Genomic DNA, 15,914 nt, shown 5'->3' with positions numbered 1-15,914 from the left:
TGCGTACCGCGCTACCGCAATTCGTCTCTGCCTGCCGCTTGTTGCCGGGATTGGGGATTCGGGATTGGGGATTCGGAAAAGCGTGCCTTCCGTTTCCCTTCGCCCTGCCCAGACCCGCGAACACTTGCGCCCTTGCGCTTGTTCGTATCGCTACTGCAAACCGTCCGCACCTGCCGCTTTCTTTCCGCCTTTCCGCTCTTTGCTCTTAGTCGCTTTTGCGAATCCCGATTCCCGAATCCCGGTCTTCAGAATTCACCGCGATACCAGTTCTGGATCTTCTTGAACCAGCTGCCGGCCTTGCCCGTGGGCAGTGACGGCCGCCGCGGGTGTTCGATCTGGCTGCCCATCAGCAGCAGGCCGACGCCGGTGGCGTGGACCGGGTTGCCGACGACTTCGCCCAGGCCGGTGACGTGCTGGGGGATGCCCACGCGCACCGGCATCTGCAGCATTTCCTCGGCCAGTTCGACCACGCCTTCCATCTTGGAAGCGCCGCCGGTCAGGACCATGCCCGCGCGCACGCGCTCCTCGAAGCCGGAGCGGCGCAGTTCGGCCTGGACCATCTCGAAGATTTCCTCGTAGCGCTGCTGCACCGCCTGCGCCAGCGAATGGCGCGGCAGGCGGCGCGGCGGGCGATCGCCCACGCTGGGTACCTGGATGCTTTCCTCGGCGGTGGCCAGCTGGGCCAGCGCGCAGGCATAGCGCACCTTGATCTGCTCGGCTTCCGGGGTCGGCGTGCGCAGCATGTGCGCGATGTCGTTGGTGACCTGGTCGCCGGCGATCGGCAGCGAGGCCGTGTGGCAGATCGCGCCCTGCATGAACACCGCCAGGTCGGTGGTGCCCGCACCCAGGTCGACCAGCACCACGCCGAGCTCGCGCTCGTCGCTGGTCAGCACGGCGACGCTGGACGCCAGCGACGAGAAAATCAGGTCGTCGATCTGCAGGCCGCAGCGCTGCACGCACTTGCTGATGTTGGCGGCGGCCGACTGTGCGCAGAATACCAGGTGCGCATCCACTTCCAGGCGCACGCCGGTCATCCCGACCGGATTGCGGATGCCTTCCTGCGAATTGTCCAGCTTGTACTCGCGCGGGATGGCGTGGAGGATTTTCTGGTCAGCCGGGATCGCCACCGCCTTGGCCGCTTCCAGCACGCGGTCCAGATCACCCCAGGTCACCTCGCCGTCGCGGATCGGCACGATGCCGGGCGAATTGCGGCACTGCACGTGATTGCCGGAGATCGAGGCGTAGACCGAGCGGATCTCGCAGCCGGCCATCAGCTCGGCTTCCTCGACCGCGCGCTGGATCGACTGCACGGTCGATTCGATGTCGACCACCACGCCCCGCTTCAACCCGCGCGATTCGTGCGAGCCGATGCCGATCACCTCGATCGGATTGCCGGGGGCGTACTCGCCCACCAGTGCGGTGACCTTGGAGGTGCCGATGTCGAGACCGACGATCAGCGATTTGTCGCCCTTGCGATTCATGTTGGAAAACCGAGATTTGATATTGGGGATTGGGGATTGGAGAAAGCGAAAAGCGACCCGGCGCGTCGGCGCACCGCCAAGGGCGGATTGGCTACGCGTGGTCCCGAATCACCAATCTCCAATCCCGGCTTCACGGCGCCCCAGCTGAGCGCGAAACCATTGGTGTAACGCAGGTCGGCGCGCAGCAGCGGTTGGCCCTGGCGGGCGAGGATCTGCGGGAGCATGCGCACGAAGCGGCTCAGGCGCGGACGGGCGTCGGCGCGTCCAATCACCACTTCGGTGCCGTTGCCCAGGGTGAGGGTCCAGCTGCCACGCCGATCCATGGTCAGCGTTTCCACGTTCAAGCCGAGCGGCGCGAACAACTGGCGGGCTTCGTTGTACAGCGACACTACTTCCCTGACCTGCGAATCCGGCCCGCCGAGCTGCGGCAGTTTCAGGTCCTGCAGGGCCTTCGGCGTCGGGAACAGGCGACCGTGCTCGGACAGCAGGCGATCCTTGCCCCAGCGCGCGAACGGCCGGTGCTCGACGATGCTGATCTCCATCACGTCGGGCCAGCGCTTGCGCACTTCCGCGCGCTCGACCCAGGGCAGTCGTTCCACCGCGTCCTGCGCTTCCTGCAACCGCACCGCGAAGAACCCGCGCTGGGCATACGGCAGCACCACCGCGCGCAGCTGCGCCGGATCCACGCGCTCGAACTCGCCGTGCACGCGCAACCGGGTCAGCGGCCAGCGATCGGCGCCGATCCAGCCGTTGACCACCGCCACCACCGGCAGCGCGACGAGCGCGACCGCCAGCAGCCAGGCGAGGATGCGCAGCACGGCGTTCATCAGCCGACCACCTCCGGCAGCGTCTGTTCCAGGATGCGCCAGCACAGTTCCTGGAAATCAAGGCCAGCCTGCCCCGCCGCCTTGGGCACCAGCGAATGACTGGTCATGCCCGGCGCGGTGTTCACTTCCAACAGGTAGAAGCGGCCGCTGGCGCGATCGCGCATAACGTCGACGCGGCCCCAGCCGCGACAACCTGCCGCCTGGAACGCGGCCAGCGCGATGCGCCGGATGTCGCTCTCGTCTTCGCCCTCCAGGCCGGGGCACAGGTATTGGGTGTCCTCGGCCACGTACTTGGCGTGGTAGTCGTACCACTGCCCCTTGGGCACGATCCGGATCGACGGCAGCGCGACCCCGCCAAGGATGCCCACGGTCAGTTCGTCACCTTCGATCAGCTGCTCCATCAGCAGTTCGCCGTCGTAGCGGATGGCCAGCTCCACGGCGGCATCCAGATCGCTGTCCTGGAACACCCGGGTCACACCCACGCTGGAACCCTCGTTGGCCGGCTTGACGATCACCGGCAGGCCCAGCTCGCGGGCCGCGGCGTGCACGTCGTCGCCCTTCAGCAGGCGCACGTAGCGCGGCGTCGGCAGGCCCAGCGACAGCCAGACCTGCTTAGTACGCACCTTGTCCATGCTCAGGGCCGAGCCGAGCACCGGCGAACCGGTGTACGGCATGCCGAAGGCTTCCATCAGCCCCTGCACCACGCCGTCCTCGCCGCCACCCTTGTGGCCGTGCAGGATATTGAAGACGCGATCGAAGCGGCGCTGCACCAGCGCCTCGGCCAGGGCGGGAATGCCATCCACGGCGGTGGCGTCGATGCCGCGCGCGCGCAGCGCGTCCAGCACGTTGCGGCCGGAGTCGCGCGAAACCTCGGCTTCGCTGGAAGTACCACCCAGCAGCACGGCGACGCGGCCGAAACGGGCCGGGTCGGTGACGCGCGGTGGCGGGAACGAAAACTTGCTCATGAGTGTTGTTGCGCCTTCGCGCCGTTGGGATCCACGAAACCGTGCGCCGCGATCTGCTGGGAGATGTGGCCGATGTCGCCAGCACCCATCAGCAGCAGCAGATCGCCGTCACGCAGCACGTCCGGCAGCACGTCAATCAGATCGGCGACCTGGCTGACCACCACCGGCTCGTTGCGGCCGCGCGCGCGGATGGCGCGCGCCAGCGACTTGGCGTCGGCACCGGCAATCGGCGCCTCGCCGGCCGGATACACCTCACTCAGCACCAGCGCGTCGGCTTCCGACAGCACCGCGGCGAATGCATCGAACTGGTCCCGGGTACGGCTGTAGCGGTGCGGCTGGAACGCGACCACCAGGCGCTTGTCCGGCCAGCCGCCGCGTGCCGCGGCGAACACCGCGGCCAGTTCCTTCGGGTGATGGCCGTAGTCGTCCACCAGGCGCACGCGCGCGCCGGCGGCGGTGGCGACTTCGCCCAGATCGTTGAAGCGGCGCCCGATGCCGGCGAACTTCTCCAGCGCGGCGGCGATGTTCTCCGGCGACACGCCGAGCTGCCAGCCAACGGCGGCGGCGGCCAGCGCGTTCTGCACGTTGTGGCGACCCGGCAGGGCCAGCGTCACCGGGATGCTGACGTCCTCGGGCAGGCGCAGGGTGAAACGCATGCGCCCGGCTTCCTGCTCCACGTCCTCGGCGCGCACGTCGGCGTTGTCGGCGAAGCCGTAGGTCATCACGTGGCGCGGCGTCTCCGCGGCCAGCGCGGCCACTTCGGCGTCGTCGATGCACAGCACCGCCAGGCCGTAGAACGGCAGGCGCTGGAGGAATTCCGCGAACGCGGCCTTGACCCGTTCGAAATCGTTGCCGTAGTTCTCCAGGTGATCGGCGTCGATGTTGGTGACGATCGAGATGAGCGGGTTCAGGCGCAGGAAGCTGCCATCGCTCTCGTCGGCCTCGGCCACCAGCCACTGGCCATCGCCCAGCTTGGCGTTGGCGCCGGCGGCCAGCAATTGGCCGCCGATGACGAAGGTCGGATCCAGCCCGCCTTCGCTCAGCACCGCCGCGGTCAGGCTGGTGGTGGTGGTCTTGCCGTGGGTGCCGGCCACCGCGATGCCACGGCGGAAACGCATCAGTTCCGCCAGCATCGCCGCGCGCGGCACGATCGGGATGCGCTGCGAACGCGCTTCCATCAATTCGGGGTTGTCGTGCTTGATCGCGCTGGACACGACCACGCAGTCGGTGCCGAGCACGTTGGAGGCGTTGTGGCCACGCATCACCCGCGCGCCCAGCGAGGCGAGCCGGCGGGTCGCCGCATTGTCGGCGTTGTCCGAACCGGAGACTTCATAGCCCAGCGTGCACAGCACCTCGGCGATGCCGCTCATGCCGGAACCGCCGATGCCCACGAAGTGGACGCGACGGAATTCGCGCGCCAGGTTGCCGGTGTGCTGCAGGCGGCGTTCGCGTGCGGCGGCCATCATGCAGCGCCTCCCGGGCCGGGATTGGCGATTCGGGATTGGGGATTCGTGCACGCTTGCTCGCGCCGCCGGCCTGTGCCGGTGGCGTTGCTGTTGCGAATCTCCATTGCCCAATCACGAATCACGGCTTTCCTCCAGAATGATGTCGGCGATGCGGTCGGCCGCATCGGTCTTGGCCAGGCCGCGCGCGGCCTCGGCCATGGCTTTTCGTTTGTCCGGGTGCTGGGCGAGATCGCTCAGCACGCCATGCAGGCGCTCGGCCAGGTAGGCGTCCTGCTTCAGCAGGATCGCGGCGTCGCGCTCGACCAGGAATTCGGCGTTGCGGGTCTGGTGGTCGTCCACCGCCTGCGGGAACGGCACCAGCACGCTGCCCACGCCCACCGCGCAGACCTCGGCCAGGGTGGATGCTCCGGCGCGACACACCACCAGGTCGGCCCAGCCGTACGCGGCGGCCATGTCGGTGATGAAAGCCTCCACGCTGGCCGGCACGCCGGCATCGGCATAGGCCTTGACCGCTTCCTCGCGCAGCTTCTCGCCGCACTGGTGGCGAATCTCGACCGGCATTTCCGCGCCAAGCATCGCCACCGCGCGCGGCACCGACTGGTTGAGCGCACGCGCGCCCTGGCTGCCGCCGAGCACCAGCACGCGCAGCGGGCCTTCGCGCCCGCCCATGCGCTGCGCGGGCGGCGCGATCGCGGCGATCTCTTCGCGCACCGGATTGCCGACGTATTCCTCGCCGTGGGCGAAGCTACCCGGGAAACCGGTCAGCACGCGGCGCGAGAAGCGCGCCAGCACGCGATTGGTGAAACCGGGCGCGCGATTCTGTTCGTGCACCAGCAGGGGCTTGCCGGACAGCCGCGCGGCCATGCCGCCGGGACCGGCGGCGAAACCGCCGAAGCTGACCACCGCGCGCGGACGGCGCGCGCGCAGCAGGCCCATTGCGCCGGCAATCGCACGACCCACGCGCAGCGGGGCGCCCAGCAGCGCCAGCTTGCCCTTGCCGCGCAGGGCGGAGATCGGAAGCGTATCCAGCGGAATGCCGTGCGGCGGCACCAGCCGGGTTTCCATCGCGCCGTCGGCGCCCAGCCAGGTCACCGGCACGCCACGCGCGCGCAACACCTTCGCCACCGCCAGCGCGGGGAAGATATGCCCGCCGGTACCGCCGGCGAGGATCATCACGGGCTGGACCGACGCGGTCATGCGGTCCTCCCGAAAATGGGTTCGATGCGCTGGCGCAGGCGGCTGGTGCCGCGCACGGCCGCGGGCGCGGGCGTCGTCGCGGGCGCAGTCGCGGACGGCGCGGTCGCCGGAGTGTCGGACGCGGCCGGTGCCGGTTCCGCGCCCGCCTGCAATTCGCCGCGCAGCGCGACCTGCCGCTGGGCGCGATCCAGTTCGTAGGACACCCGCAGCAGCAGGCCCATCGCGGCGCAGGTCATCAGCACGCTGGAGCCGCCGGAGGAGATCAGCGGCAGGGTCAGTCCCTTGGTCGGCAGCAGGCCCAGGTTCACGCCCATCGAAACGAAGCTCTGCAGGCCGATCCACAGGGCGATGCCGAACGCGCAGTAGCCGGCGAAGTGGCGGCGCATTTCGACGCAGCGCAGGCCCACCCAGAACGCGCGGCCCACCAGCAGCGCGTACAGGCCGATGACCAGGCAGATGCCGGCGAAGCCGAGTTCCTCGCCGATGACGGAGAAGATGAAGTCGGTGTGCACTTCCGGCAGGTAGTTCAGCTTCAGCACCGAACCACCCAGGCCGATGCCGGACCATTCGCCTCGGCCGATCGCCATCAGCGCATTGGTCAGCTGGTAGCCGGAGCCGAACGGATCCGCCCACGGATCGGCGAACGAGGTCAGGCGGCGCATGCGGTAGGGCTCGGCGATGGCAATCACCGCCAGCACCGGCAGGCCGACCAGCACCGGGCCGAACATGCGCGGCATGTTGACGCCGCCCAGCACCAGCATGCCGGCGGTGATCGCCAGCAGCAGCGAGGACGAACCGAAGTCCGGCTGCATCAGCAGCAGCGCGACCAGCACCACCACCACGCCCAGCGGCTTGAGCATCGCGATCCAGGTCGCGTTGACCTCGTCGCGGAACCGCACCAGGTAGCTGGCCAGCCAGACGATGAAGAACACCTTGACCGCCTCGACCACCTGGAAGTTGGACACGCCCAGGTTGATCCAGCGGTGCGCGCCCTTCACGCTCACGCCCAGTCCGGGCACGAACACCAGCAGCAGCAGGCCGACGCAGCCCAGCAGCAGCAGCTGGTTGTAGTGCTCGACGGTCTTCAGTTCGGTGCGCATCGCCCAGATCGCCAGGCCCAGGCCGCCGGCCAGGAACATCAGGTGGCGCACCAGGTAGTAGAACGGCGTGGCGGTCTGCGAGATCGAGCTCGACGCGACCATCACCACGCCCAGCGAGGCGAGCGCCAGCGCCGCGCCCAGCAGCCACGGGTCATAGCGGCCACCGATGGCCTCCAGTCGTGTCGCCTGGCGGGCGCGGTCGTTCATCAGCGCACCTTCAACGTGGCCAGTCCGACCAGGACCAGCACCACCGAGATGATCCAGAAGCGCACGATCACGCGCGGCTCCGGCCATCCCTTCAGTTCGAAGTGGTGGTGGATCGGCGCCATCCGGAACACGCGCTTGCCGGTCAGCTTGAACGAGGCGACCTGGATCATCACCGAGAGCGTTTCGATGACGAAGATGCCGCCCATGATCACCAGCACCAGTTCCTGGCGCACGATCACCGCGATGGTGCCCAGCACGGCGCCCAGCGCCAGCGCGCCGATGTCGCCCATGAACACCATCGCCGGGTAGGTGTTGAACCACAGGAAGCCCAGGCCCGCGCCGGCGATGGCGGCGCAGATGATCACCAGTTCACCGGCACCCGGGACCTGCGGAATCTGCAGGTAGTTGGAGAACACCGCGTTGCCCGAGGCGTAGGCGAAGATGCCCAGCGCGCAGGCGACCAGCACGGTCGGCATGATCGCCAGCCCGTCCAGGCCGTCGGTCAGGTTGACCGCGTTGGAGAAGCCGACGATCCAGAAATAGGCGATGGCGACGAAGCCGATGCCGGCCAGCGGCAGCGCGATCGACTTGAAGAACGGCACGTAGAAGGTCGTGGCCGCCGGCACGTCGGCGTACAGGTACAGGTAAAGGCCCGCGGCCAGGCCGAAAATCGACTGCAGCAGGTACTTCCAGCGCGACTTCAGGCCGTTGGGATCGCGCTTGACGATCTTGATCCAGTCGTCGTACCAGCCGATGGCGCCAAACGCCAGCATCACCAGCACCACCGTCCACACGTACTTGTTGCGCAGGTCGCCCCACAGCAGCACCGCCGCCAGCACGGTCATCAGGATCAGGCCGCCACCCATGGTCGGCGTGCCGGCCTTGGAGAAATGCGTCTGCGGACCATCCTGGCGGATCGGCTGGCCGCCCTTGAACTGCGCCAGGCGGCGGATCACCGCCGGTCCCCACCACAGCGACAGGAACAGCGCCGTCAACGCGGCAAGGATGCCGCGGAAGGTCAGGTAGCCGAACAGCCCGAAGAAATTCTCCAGGCTCTGCAGCCAGCGTGCGAGCTCAAGCAACATGCGATTTCCCCTCCCCTTCGGCCAGCAGCGCCGTGACGATCTTGTCCATGGCGCTGCCGCGCGAACCCTTCACCAGGCAGCGCACACCGGCATGCAGATCGGCGCGCAGCGCTTCGGCCAGGGTCTTGTGTGTTTCAAAATGCAGGGCGCCCTCGCCGAACGCCTGCGCGGCGTGCTGGCTGAGCGGACCCAATGTGTAGAGACGGCGGATGCCGGCGGTGCGCGCGCGGCGGCCGGCATCGGCGTGCAGCGCCTCGGCGTCGGCGCCGAGTTCGCGCATGTCGCCCAGCACCAGCCAGGCTTCGCCATCGCCGGCGGCCAGCGCATCGATGGCGGCGGCCAGCGAACCCGGGTTGGCGTTGTAGCTGTCGTCGATCAGTACCGCGCCGTTGCCCAGCGTGCGCGCGACCTGGCGGCCCGCGACCGGCTGCGCCGCGCCCAGGCCCTCGGCAATCGTCGCCAGCGACACGTCGCAGGCCAGCGCCAGCGAGGCGGCGGCCAGCGCATTGAGCACGTTGTGGCGTCCGGGCAGGTGCAGCTCGACCGCCACTTCGCCCTGCGGCGCGACCAGCGTGAAACCCGAACCGGTCGTACCGGCGCGGATATCGCGCGCCGTCACGTCGGCGCTGGCCTCCAGGCCGAAGCGCAGGATCCGGCGATCGGCGACCCGCTCGGCGAAGTATTCGGCGAACGCGTCATCGGCGTTGATCACCGCGGTGCCGGACGCCGGCAGGGCGTCGTAGATCGCGCCCTTGGTCTCGGCCACGCCCAGCAGCGATCCCATCCGCTCCAAGTGGGCGGCGGCGACGTTGTTCACCAGCGCCACGTCGGGCGCGACGATGTCGGTCAGGTAGGCGATGTCGCCCGGCTGGCCGGCGCCCATTTCGTAGACCGCGAAGTCGGCGTCGTCCGGTGCGTCGATGACCGCCAGCGGCAAGCCGATCTCGTTGTTGCGGTTGCCCGGGTTGAAATAGGTCACGCCGGCGCGCTGCAGGATCGCGACCACCAGCGTCTTGACCGAGGTCTTGCCGTTGCTGCCGGTGATGGCGACCACGCGCCCGGACTGATCCTGGTGGATGCCCGCGGCAATCCGGGCCAATGCGAGCTGGCTGTCGGGCACCACGATCTGCGGCAGATCGACATTGACGGTGTGCTCCACCAGCACCGCGGCGGCGCCACGCATGGCCGCGTCGTAGGCGAAGTCGTGTCCGTCGAAGCGCTCGCCGCGCAGGGCCACGTACAGGCTGCCCGGCTGCAGGGCGCGGGTGTCCTGGGTCATCGCGTCCACCACGGCATCGTCGCCGTGGAGTTCGCCACCGGCCCAGTGCGCGAGCAGCGAGAGCGGCAGCCGCTTCATGCGCGCGCCTCCAATGCCTGGCGGGCCACCGCGGTGTCGTCGAACGGATGCTTCACGCCATTGATTTCCTGGTACGGCTCATGGCCCTTGCCGGCGATCAGCACGATGTCGTTCTCGCCGGCCTCGCCGACCGCGCGCTCGATCGCCAGGCGGCGATCACGCAGCACGGTGACGGCGTCCGGCCGGGTGAACCCGGCCACGATGTCGGCGACGATGCGGTCGCCGTCCTCGCCCCGGGGGTTGTCGTCGGTGACGAACACGCGGTCCGCCAACCGTTCGGCGGCCGCGGCCATCTGCGGACGCTTGCCCGCATCGCGCTCGCCACCGCAGCCGAATACGCAGATCAGCCGGCCCCCGGCGTGGTCGCGCAGGCTGGACAGGGCCTGTTCCAGCGCGTCGGGCGTATGCGCATAGTCGATCACGATCAACGGCAGCCGGCGGCCCTGTTCGTCGACGCTGCCGCCGAGGCGGTTCATGCGCCCGTGGATCGGCTGCAGTCGCGACAGGGTGCGGGCGATTTCCTGCGGCGCCTCGCCCAGCGCGTACAGCACGCCGGCCACCGCCAGCAGGTTGTCCACGTTGAAACGGCCGAGCAGGCGCGACTGCACCGGATGGGATTCGCCGCCCGTGGCCAGATCGAACGCGATGCCGCTGGCGTCCAGACGCAATGCGTCCGCGCGCAGGGTGGCCGCCTCCTGTCCGCGCGAGCTGACGCCCACGCCCTGCACCGCGCCGGGCAGGTGCGGATACAGCACGCGGCCGTACTCGTCGTCGAGGTTGATCACCGCCGCCTTGAGCTCGGGCCAGGCGAACAGGCGCGCCTTGGCCGCGCCGTAGGTCGCCATGTCGCCGTGGTAATCGAGGTGATCGCGGGTGAGGTTGGTGAACACGCCGACATCGAAGTGCACGCCGTCCACGCGTCCCTGATCCAGCGCGTGCGAGCTGACTTCCATCGCCACCGCCTTGGCGCCGGCATCGCGCAGCTGTGCCAGCAGCGCATGCATCTGCAGCACCAGCGGAGTGGTGAAGCCGGTCGGCACGACTTCGCCGTACATGCCCGCGCCCAGCGTACCGATGCTGCCGCAGCGGGTGCCGCGGATATGCCAGGCCTGCGCCAGCAACTGCACCGTGGAGGTCTTGCCATTGGTGCCGGTGACGCCGACCAGCTTCATGTCGCGCGAGGGGAAGGCGTGGAAGCGATCGGCCATCGCGCCCATGCGCGCGCGCAGGCCGGGCACGGCGATGGCGTCGCGCGGTACGTCCATGCCGGGCGGTGCGGGGGGGGCGTACAGGATCGCGCTGGCGCCCTTCTGCCGGGCCTGCTCGACGAAGTTGAGTCCATGCGCGCCGAAACCGGCGATCGCCACGAAGGCGTCGCCCGGCTCGATCGTGCGGCTGTCCTGGACCAGTCCGCGCACCACGATGTCGCGCGGCACGTCCACGTCGGGCAGCAGTTCGGCCAGCGCCATCATGCGCCTCATCGCACGCCTCCCGTGCCCTGCACGGCCACCGGCGCGGGAGCGTCGAAGGTGGGCGAATCGGTCATGTCGGTGGCATCGTCCAGGCTGGCGGGCATCGCCGCGGGCGCCGCCGGCTTGTTGCCGCCCAGCTTCGCCTCGGCCTTGGCCTGCACGGCCAGCCAGGTCTCGATGTCGTCCGGCGGCACGTCCATCAGGCGCAGCGCGCCATCCATGACGTTGTGGAAGACCGGCGCGGCGACCAGGCCGCCGTAGTAACCGCCTTCCTGCGAGTCGCTGATCACCACCACCGCGGCGAAACGCGGATTGCTCGCCGGCACCAGGCCGGCGAACAGCGAGGCATAGCGGCCACGCGCGTAGCCGCCGCCCGAGGCCAGGCGCGCGGTGCCGGTCTTGCCGGCGACGCGATAGCCCAGCACGCCGGCGCGCTTGGCGCCGCCCTGGGTGACCACGGTTTCCATCATGCCCACGACCTCGCGGGCGATGGCCGGATCCAGCACCTGCGGCGCCTCGTGGTGTTCGCCCTTGACGAAGGTCGGGGTCACCAGCCGGCCGCCGTTGCCCAGCGCCGCGTAGGCGCGCGCGATCTGCAGCGGCGTCACCGACAGGCCGTAGCCATAGGACATGGTGGCTTTCTGCAGGCCGTTCCAGCGCGCCGGTGGCGCGAGGATGCCGACGCCTTCGCCGGGGAAACCGCTGCCGGGCGCGCTGCCGTAGCCGAAGCTGCGCACCACCGAATAGAAATAGTCGTTGGGCAGCTTCTCGGCCAGCTTCACCGAGCCGATGTTGGAACTCTTGGTGATGATGCCGGTGACCGTCAGTACGCCGTTGTTGCGGGGCACGTCGCGGATGGTGTAGCGGCCCAGCGACATGTAGCCCGGCGAGGTGTTGATCAGGGTGGACGGCGTCACCGCGCCCGCCTTCAGCGCGGCCGAGACGGTGATCGGCTTCATCGTCGAACCGGGTTCGACGATGTCGGTCACCGCGCGGTTGCGGCGCGTCTCGGCGCCGGCCTGGCCGACCGCGTTGGGGTTGTAGGTCGGCAGGCTCACCATCGCCACCACTTCACCGGTGGTCACGTCCATGATCACCATCGAGCCGCTGCTGGCCTGGTGTTCGACCAGCGCGTTGCGCAGTTCGCGGAACGCCAGGAACTGGATGCGGCGATCGATGCTGAGGGTCAGGTCCTTGCCCGGCTCCGCCGAACGCACCAGATCGACGTTCTCGACGATGCGGCCGCGGTTGTCGCGGATCACCTTCTTGGCGCCGGGCTTGCCGCGCAGCCATTCGTCGAACGCCAGCTCCAGTCCTTCCTGGCCGCGATCGTCGATGTTGGTGAAGCCCAGCACGTGCGCCATCGCCTCACCCTGCGGGTAGAAACGACGGAACTCGCGCTGCGAGAACACGCCGGGAATCTTGTGCGCCAGGATGCGGTGCGCCTCGTCCGGATTGATCCGGCGCTTGAGGTAGACGAACTCCTTGTCGGCACGCTGCGACAGGCGGTTGGTCAGGTGCTCCAGCGGCACGCCCAGCGCCTGCGCCAGCTCCGGCAGGCGATCCGGCGTCTTCAGCAGTTCACGCGGATTGGCCCACACCGATTCCACCGGCGAGGACACCGCCACCGGCTCGCCGTTGCGATCGGTGATCATGCCGCGCGAGGTCGGGATCGGAATCTCGCGCAGGAAGCGCGAGTCGCCCTGGCGCTGGTAGAAGTCGTTGTTGATCAGCTGCACGTAGGCAGCGCGTCCGATCAGGCTCACCGAGCACAGGCCCAGCGCACCGATGACCAGCGCCAGCCGTCCGCGCAGGTTGAAGCGGGCGCGGTTGCGGTTCTTCAGCGGCGGCGTGCTGCGCGAGTTCACGGGCGCACCACCACGACATCGTTGGTCTCGGGGAACTTCATGCCCAGCCGCACGCGCGCGATCTGGTCGATGCGGGTGCTCTCGGCCACCGTGGCCTGCTCCAGCTGGAGCCGGCCGAATTCGACGTTCAGTTCGTCGCGCGAGCGTTCCAGCCGCGAAAGTTCGACGAACAGTTGGCGATGGCGGTGGCGCGCGTAGATCACGCCGATGGCCGAAGCCACGTTCGCCACTAGCAGCACCGCGATCAGGAAGCGCATCATGCGGCGGCCTCCAGTTTCTCGGCCACGCGCAGCACCGCGCTGCGGGCGCGCGGATTGCCGGCGATTTCCTCGGACGTGCCCTTCTGGGCATCGCCGATCATGCGCAGGGTCGGCACGAATTCTTCCTGCACCGGCAACCGGCGGTTGGCCGGCGGCGCCTTGGCGTGCGCGGCGATGAACCGCTTGACGATGCGGTCTTCCAGCGAATGGAAGCTGATCACGGCCAGCCGGCCGCCGCTCTTCAGGCGTGCCAGCGCGGCATCGAGGCCGGCTTCCAGGTCGGCCAGCTCGCGATTGATATGGATGCGGATGGCCTGGAAGCTGCGGGTGGCCGGATGGATGTCCTGCTTGCCGCGCGGCATCGCCGAGGCGATGACCTCGGCCAGGTCGGCGGTGCGGGTGAACGGCTGTGTCGCGCGGCGCGCTACGATCGCGCGGGCGATCCGGCGGCTCATGCGCTCCTCGCCGTAGGTCCACAGCACGTCGGCGATCTCGCGCTCGTCGGCGCGTGCCAGCCATGCCGCGGCGCTCTCGCCGGATTCGGGATCCATGCGCATGTCCAGCGGGCCATCCTTGCCGAAACTGAAACCGCGCTCGGCCACGTCCAACTGCGGCGACGAGACCCCGAGATCCAGCAGCACGCCGTCCAGGCCGGCGGCGGTGGCGTCCCACTCCGCCATGCCGGCGAAGCTGCCACGGCGGATCGCGACGCGCGCATCATCCGCGAACGTATGTTCGGCGTGCGCGATCGCTTCGGGATCCTTGTCCATCAGCAGCAGCCGACCTCCCGGCCCCAGTCGTTCCAGCACCCCGCGCGCGTGTCCTCCACGCCCGAACGTGCCGTCCAGATACGTCCCGTCCCGTTTCACCTGCAGCCCTTCCATGACCTGCGTGTACAACACCGGCAAGTGCAGCGCTGAAAGGTGACCGGCCTGCGCGGACTGCCGCGTGCCGTCACCGGTCCTCACAAGCGCAACTCGAGCATGTGCGCGCTGAGATCCTCGTCGCCGATGGTCTGGCGGATCTGCGCGTGGTGTGCCTGCTCGCTCCACAATTCGAACTTGTCGCCCATGCCCAGCAGCACCGCCTTCTTCTCGATGCCGACCGCGCTGCGGTGGCTCGCCGGGATGCTGATGCGGCCATTGCCATCGAGTTCCACCACCGAAGCGGCGCCGATCAGCTTCAGCTGCAGGCTGCGGTGGGCGCGCTGGGTGCTCGGCAGCTTGCTGACCTCGTCCCTGACCCGCTGCCATTCGTGTTCGGGGTACAGGTACAGGCTGCCGGCCTCGAACGGGTTGTAGGTGATGACCAGCCGGTTGCCGCACTCGCGCGCGACGAGGTCGCGGTAAGCGGTGGGCACCGCTAGCCGTCCCTTGTCGTCAACCGTGATGGCGGTCTCACCTTGAAACACGAATCCTGCCCTTGCCCGTCCGCACGAAGGCGGTAATTGAACCACGAAAACCCACTAAAAACCCGGTTTTCCCTCGGATGCCCACATTAGCACCGCGCACAGGGTTGTCAACAGGCAGATCGACAAAAAATCGCTTGATGTATCAAGGGCTTGCAGCAAACTTCAGAGACTTGTTCAAGCCTTATCCACAAGTTGCTGTTTCGTCTCAGATTTTGAGATTCGGGTCAGATTCACCGACGTGAGCACGACGTGATCTCAGTCTCGCCGTGGATTGCGACTGCTGACGGCGAGGCGCGCAAGGGGCCAGAATGCGGGCATGTGCCTGCTCGCCATCGCCTGGAACATCCATCCCCGCTGGCGCCTGGTCATGGCCGGCAACCGCGACGAGGCGCACGAGCGTCCGACCGCCGCCCTGGCGCGCTGGTCCGATCGGCCGGAGGTACTGGCCGGACGCGATCTGCGCTCCGGCGGCACCTGGGCGGGGTTGGACCTCTCGGGGCGGATGACGGTGGTGACCAACGTCCGGGATCCCCGCATCGTCGTCCCGCAGGCCCCGTCGCGGGGCGCGCTGGCGGCGGATTTCCTCGGCAGCGGCCTGTCCGCGTCCGCATACGCGGGCGCGACCGGGTCGGCGGCAGACGCCTATGCCCCTTTCAATCTGCTGGTTGCCGATGCCAACGTCTGCGAATATGTCAGCAACTACCCGCATCCACGTCGAATGCTCCTGGCCGACGGCGTGCACGGACTATCCAACGGCGACCTCGACGAGCCCTGGCCCAAGACCCTGCGGCTGATGCGGGTGATGTCCGACTGGGTGTCACGCGAGACGGAGGACGTGGACCTGCTCTGGCGCGGCCTGGCCGACGAACACCTCGCCCCCGACCCGGAACTGCCCGACACCGGCGTCGGCCTGGAACGCGAACGTCTGCTGTCGGCCGCCTTCATCCACAACCCGATCTATGGCACCCGGGCCAGCACCCTCATCGCCATCGACCACCAGGGCCACGGCTGGATCAGTGAACGCCGCTTCGGCCCCGACGGCCACCTGCTGGGCGAAACCACCCTCTCCAACCGGATGCCGCCGTAAGGGGGATGCCGCATCCGGCCGCCCAAGGAGCAGCGGAGCAAGCTCCGCTCTACGCGATGGCGCCAAACCCGCTCACGAACACGCAAGCCTGATCCATCCGAAAGCAAAAGCCCCCTGAGTCAGGGGGCGAG

Annotated in this window: 14 protein-coding genes; 1 reads left to right on the top strand and 13 read right to left on the bottom strand. The window is 68.7% G+C overall.

What is annotated here, in order from left to right:
* Nucleotides 1-245: 245 nt before the first annotated feature.
* From ftsA to mraZ, 13 genes are all read right to left on the bottom strand, one after another.
* The gene (gene ftsA, locus IQ458_RS12870) at nt 246-1,481 is read right to left on the bottom strand and encodes a cell division protein FtsA (RefSeq protein WP_141455691.1); all 1,236 of its coding nucleotides are present in this window, start codon (nt 1,479-1,481) and stop codon (nt 246-248) included.
* Nucleotides 1,478-2,308 (bottom strand): cell division protein FtsQ/DivIB, encoded by an 831-nt coding sequence (locus IQ458_RS12865; RefSeq protein WP_203323085.1) that lies wholly within the window; start codon nt 2,306-2,308, stop codon nt 1,478-1,480. The genes ftsA and IQ458_RS12865 overlap by 4 nt, the downstream gene beginning before the upstream one ends.
* A complete protein-coding gene (locus tag IQ458_RS12860) occupies nt 2,308-3,273 on the bottom strand; it encodes a D-alanine--D-alanine ligase (RefSeq protein ID WP_203323084.1) in 966 nt (321 codons plus the stop codon). The genes IQ458_RS12865 and IQ458_RS12860 overlap by 1 nt, the downstream gene beginning before the upstream one ends.
* Entirely contained in the window at nt 3,270-4,739 is a 1,470-nt protein-coding gene (murC, locus tag IQ458_RS12855) for a UDP-N-acetylmuramate--L-alanine ligase (protein ID WP_183639027.1), read from the bottom strand. Before murC ends, IQ458_RS12860 begins: the two co-directional genes overlap by 4 nt.
* Nucleotides 4,740-4,850: 111 nt before the next feature.
* Nucleotides 4,851-5,936: an undecaprenyldiphospho-muramoylpentapeptide beta-N-acetylglucosaminyltransferase gene (gene murG, locus IQ458_RS12850; protein WP_203323083.1), complete on the bottom strand. Its 1,086-nt coding sequence runs from the start codon at nt 5,934-5,936 to the stop codon at nt 4,851-4,853.
* Entirely contained in the window at nt 5,933-7,243 is a 1,311-nt protein-coding gene (gene ftsW, locus IQ458_RS12845) for a putative lipid II flippase FtsW (protein ID WP_203323082.1), read from the bottom strand. Before ftsW ends, murG begins: the two co-directional genes overlap by 4 nt.
* Nucleotides 7,243-8,328, bottom strand: a complete 1,086-nt coding sequence (gene mraY / locus IQ458_RS12840; RefSeq protein WP_141455685.1) for a phospho-N-acetylmuramoyl-pentapeptide-transferase — start codon at nt 8,326-8,328, stop codon at nt 7,243-7,245. The genes ftsW and mraY overlap by 1 nt, the downstream gene beginning before the upstream one ends.
* On the bottom strand, nt 8,318-9,685 hold the full coding sequence (locus IQ458_RS12835; RefSeq protein ID WP_203323081.1) for a UDP-N-acetylmuramoyl-tripeptide--D-alanyl-D-alanine ligase: 1,368 nt from the start codon (nt 9,683-9,685) through the stop codon (nt 8,318-8,320). Before IQ458_RS12835 ends, mraY begins: the two co-directional genes overlap by 11 nt.
* Nucleotides 9,682-11,166, bottom strand: coding sequence for a UDP-N-acetylmuramoyl-L-alanyl-D-glutamate--2,6-diaminopimelate ligase (locus IQ458_RS12830; RefSeq protein ID WP_203323080.1), 1,485 nt, complete (start codon nt 11,164-11,166; stop codon nt 9,682-9,684). The genes IQ458_RS12835 and IQ458_RS12830 overlap by 4 nt, the downstream gene beginning before the upstream one ends.
* Nucleotides 11,163-13,025, bottom strand: a complete 1,863-nt coding sequence (locus IQ458_RS12825; protein ID WP_425504685.1) for a peptidoglycan D,D-transpeptidase FtsI family protein — start codon at nt 13,023-13,025, stop codon at nt 11,163-11,165. The genes IQ458_RS12830 and IQ458_RS12825 overlap by 4 nt, the downstream gene beginning before the upstream one ends.
* Nucleotides 13,022-13,285, bottom strand: a complete 264-nt coding sequence (ftsL, locus tag IQ458_RS12820; RefSeq protein ID WP_141455682.1) for a cell division protein FtsL — start codon at nt 13,283-13,285, stop codon at nt 13,022-13,024. Before ftsL ends, IQ458_RS12825 begins: the two co-directional genes overlap by 4 nt.
* A complete protein-coding gene (gene rsmH, locus IQ458_RS12815; protein ID WP_328805178.1) occupies nt 13,282-14,253 on the bottom strand; it encodes a 16S rRNA (cytosine(1402)-N(4))-methyltransferase RsmH in 972 nt (323 codons plus the stop codon). The genes ftsL and rsmH overlap by 4 nt, the downstream gene beginning before the upstream one ends.
* The gene (mraZ, locus tag IQ458_RS12810) at nt 14,250-14,696 is read right to left on the bottom strand and encodes a division/cell wall cluster transcriptional repressor MraZ (RefSeq protein WP_141455681.1); all 447 of its coding nucleotides are present in this window, start codon (nt 14,694-14,696) and stop codon (nt 14,250-14,252) included. Before mraZ ends, rsmH begins: the two co-directional genes overlap by 4 nt.
* A 316-nt stretch (nt 14,697-15,012) precedes the next feature.
* On the opposite strand from mraZ, the gene IQ458_RS12805 reads away from it, so the two are divergent.
* Nucleotides 15,013-15,783, top strand: a complete 771-nt coding sequence (locus tag IQ458_RS12805) for an NRDE family protein (protein ID WP_203323079.1) — start codon at nt 15,013-15,015, stop codon at nt 15,781-15,783.
* Nucleotides 15,784-15,914 lie beyond the last annotated feature (131 nt).

Origin of the sequence: Pseudoxanthomonas beigongshangi, from assembly GCF_016820515.1 — a bacterium.
Taxonomy (GTDB): domain Bacteria; phylum Pseudomonadota; class Gammaproteobacteria; order Xanthomonadales; family Xanthomonadaceae; genus Pseudoxanthomonas_A; species Pseudoxanthomonas_A beigongshangi.
Note: the sequence above shows the minus strand (reverse complement) of the source record. Positions and strands in the feature narration are given on the sequence as shown.

What these genes read in the sequence shown, in the direction of transcription:
- IQ458_RS12805 (WP_203323079.1), top strand. Translation starts at nt 15,013, where the DNA reads ATGTGCCTGCTCGCCATCGCCTGGAACATCCATCCCCGCTGGCGCCTG.
- IQ458_RS12830 (WP_203323080.1), bottom strand. Translation starts at nt 11,166, where the DNA reads ATGAGGCGCATGATGGCGCTGGCCGAACTGCTGCCCGACGTGGACGTG.
- IQ458_RS12835 (WP_203323081.1), bottom strand. Translation starts at nt 9,685, where the DNA reads ATGAAGCGGCTGCCGCTCTCGCTGCTCGCGCACTGGGCCGGTGGCGAA.
- ftsL (WP_141455682.1), bottom strand. Translation starts at nt 13,285, where the DNA reads ATGATGCGCTTCCTGATCGCGGTGCTGCTAGTGGCGAACGTGGCTTCG.
- ftsW (WP_203323082.1), bottom strand. Translation starts at nt 7,243, where the DNA reads ATGAACGACCGCGCCCGCCAGGCGACACGACTGGAGGCCATCGGTGGC.
- IQ458_RS12865 (WP_203323085.1), bottom strand. Translation starts at nt 2,308, where the DNA reads ATGAACGCCGTGCTGCGCATCCTCGCCTGGCTGCTGGCGGTCGCGCTC.
- murG (WP_203323083.1), bottom strand. Translation starts at nt 5,936, where the DNA reads ATGACCGCGTCGGTCCAGCCCGTGATGATCCTCGCCGGCGGTACCGGC.
- murC (WP_183639027.1), bottom strand. Translation starts at nt 4,739, where the DNA reads ATGATGGCCGCCGCACGCGAACGCCGCCTGCAGCACACCGGCAACCTG.
- IQ458_RS12860 (WP_203323084.1), bottom strand. Translation starts at nt 3,273, where the DNA reads ATGAGCAAGTTTTCGTTCCCGCCACCGCGCGTCACCGACCCGGCCCGT.
- mraY (WP_141455685.1), bottom strand. Translation starts at nt 8,328, where the DNA reads ATGTTGCTTGAGCTCGCACGCTGGCTGCAGAGCCTGGAGAATTTCTTC.
- ftsA (WP_141455691.1), bottom strand. Translation starts at nt 1,481, where the DNA reads ATGAATCGCAAGGGCGACAAATCGCTGATCGTCGGTCTCGACATCGGC.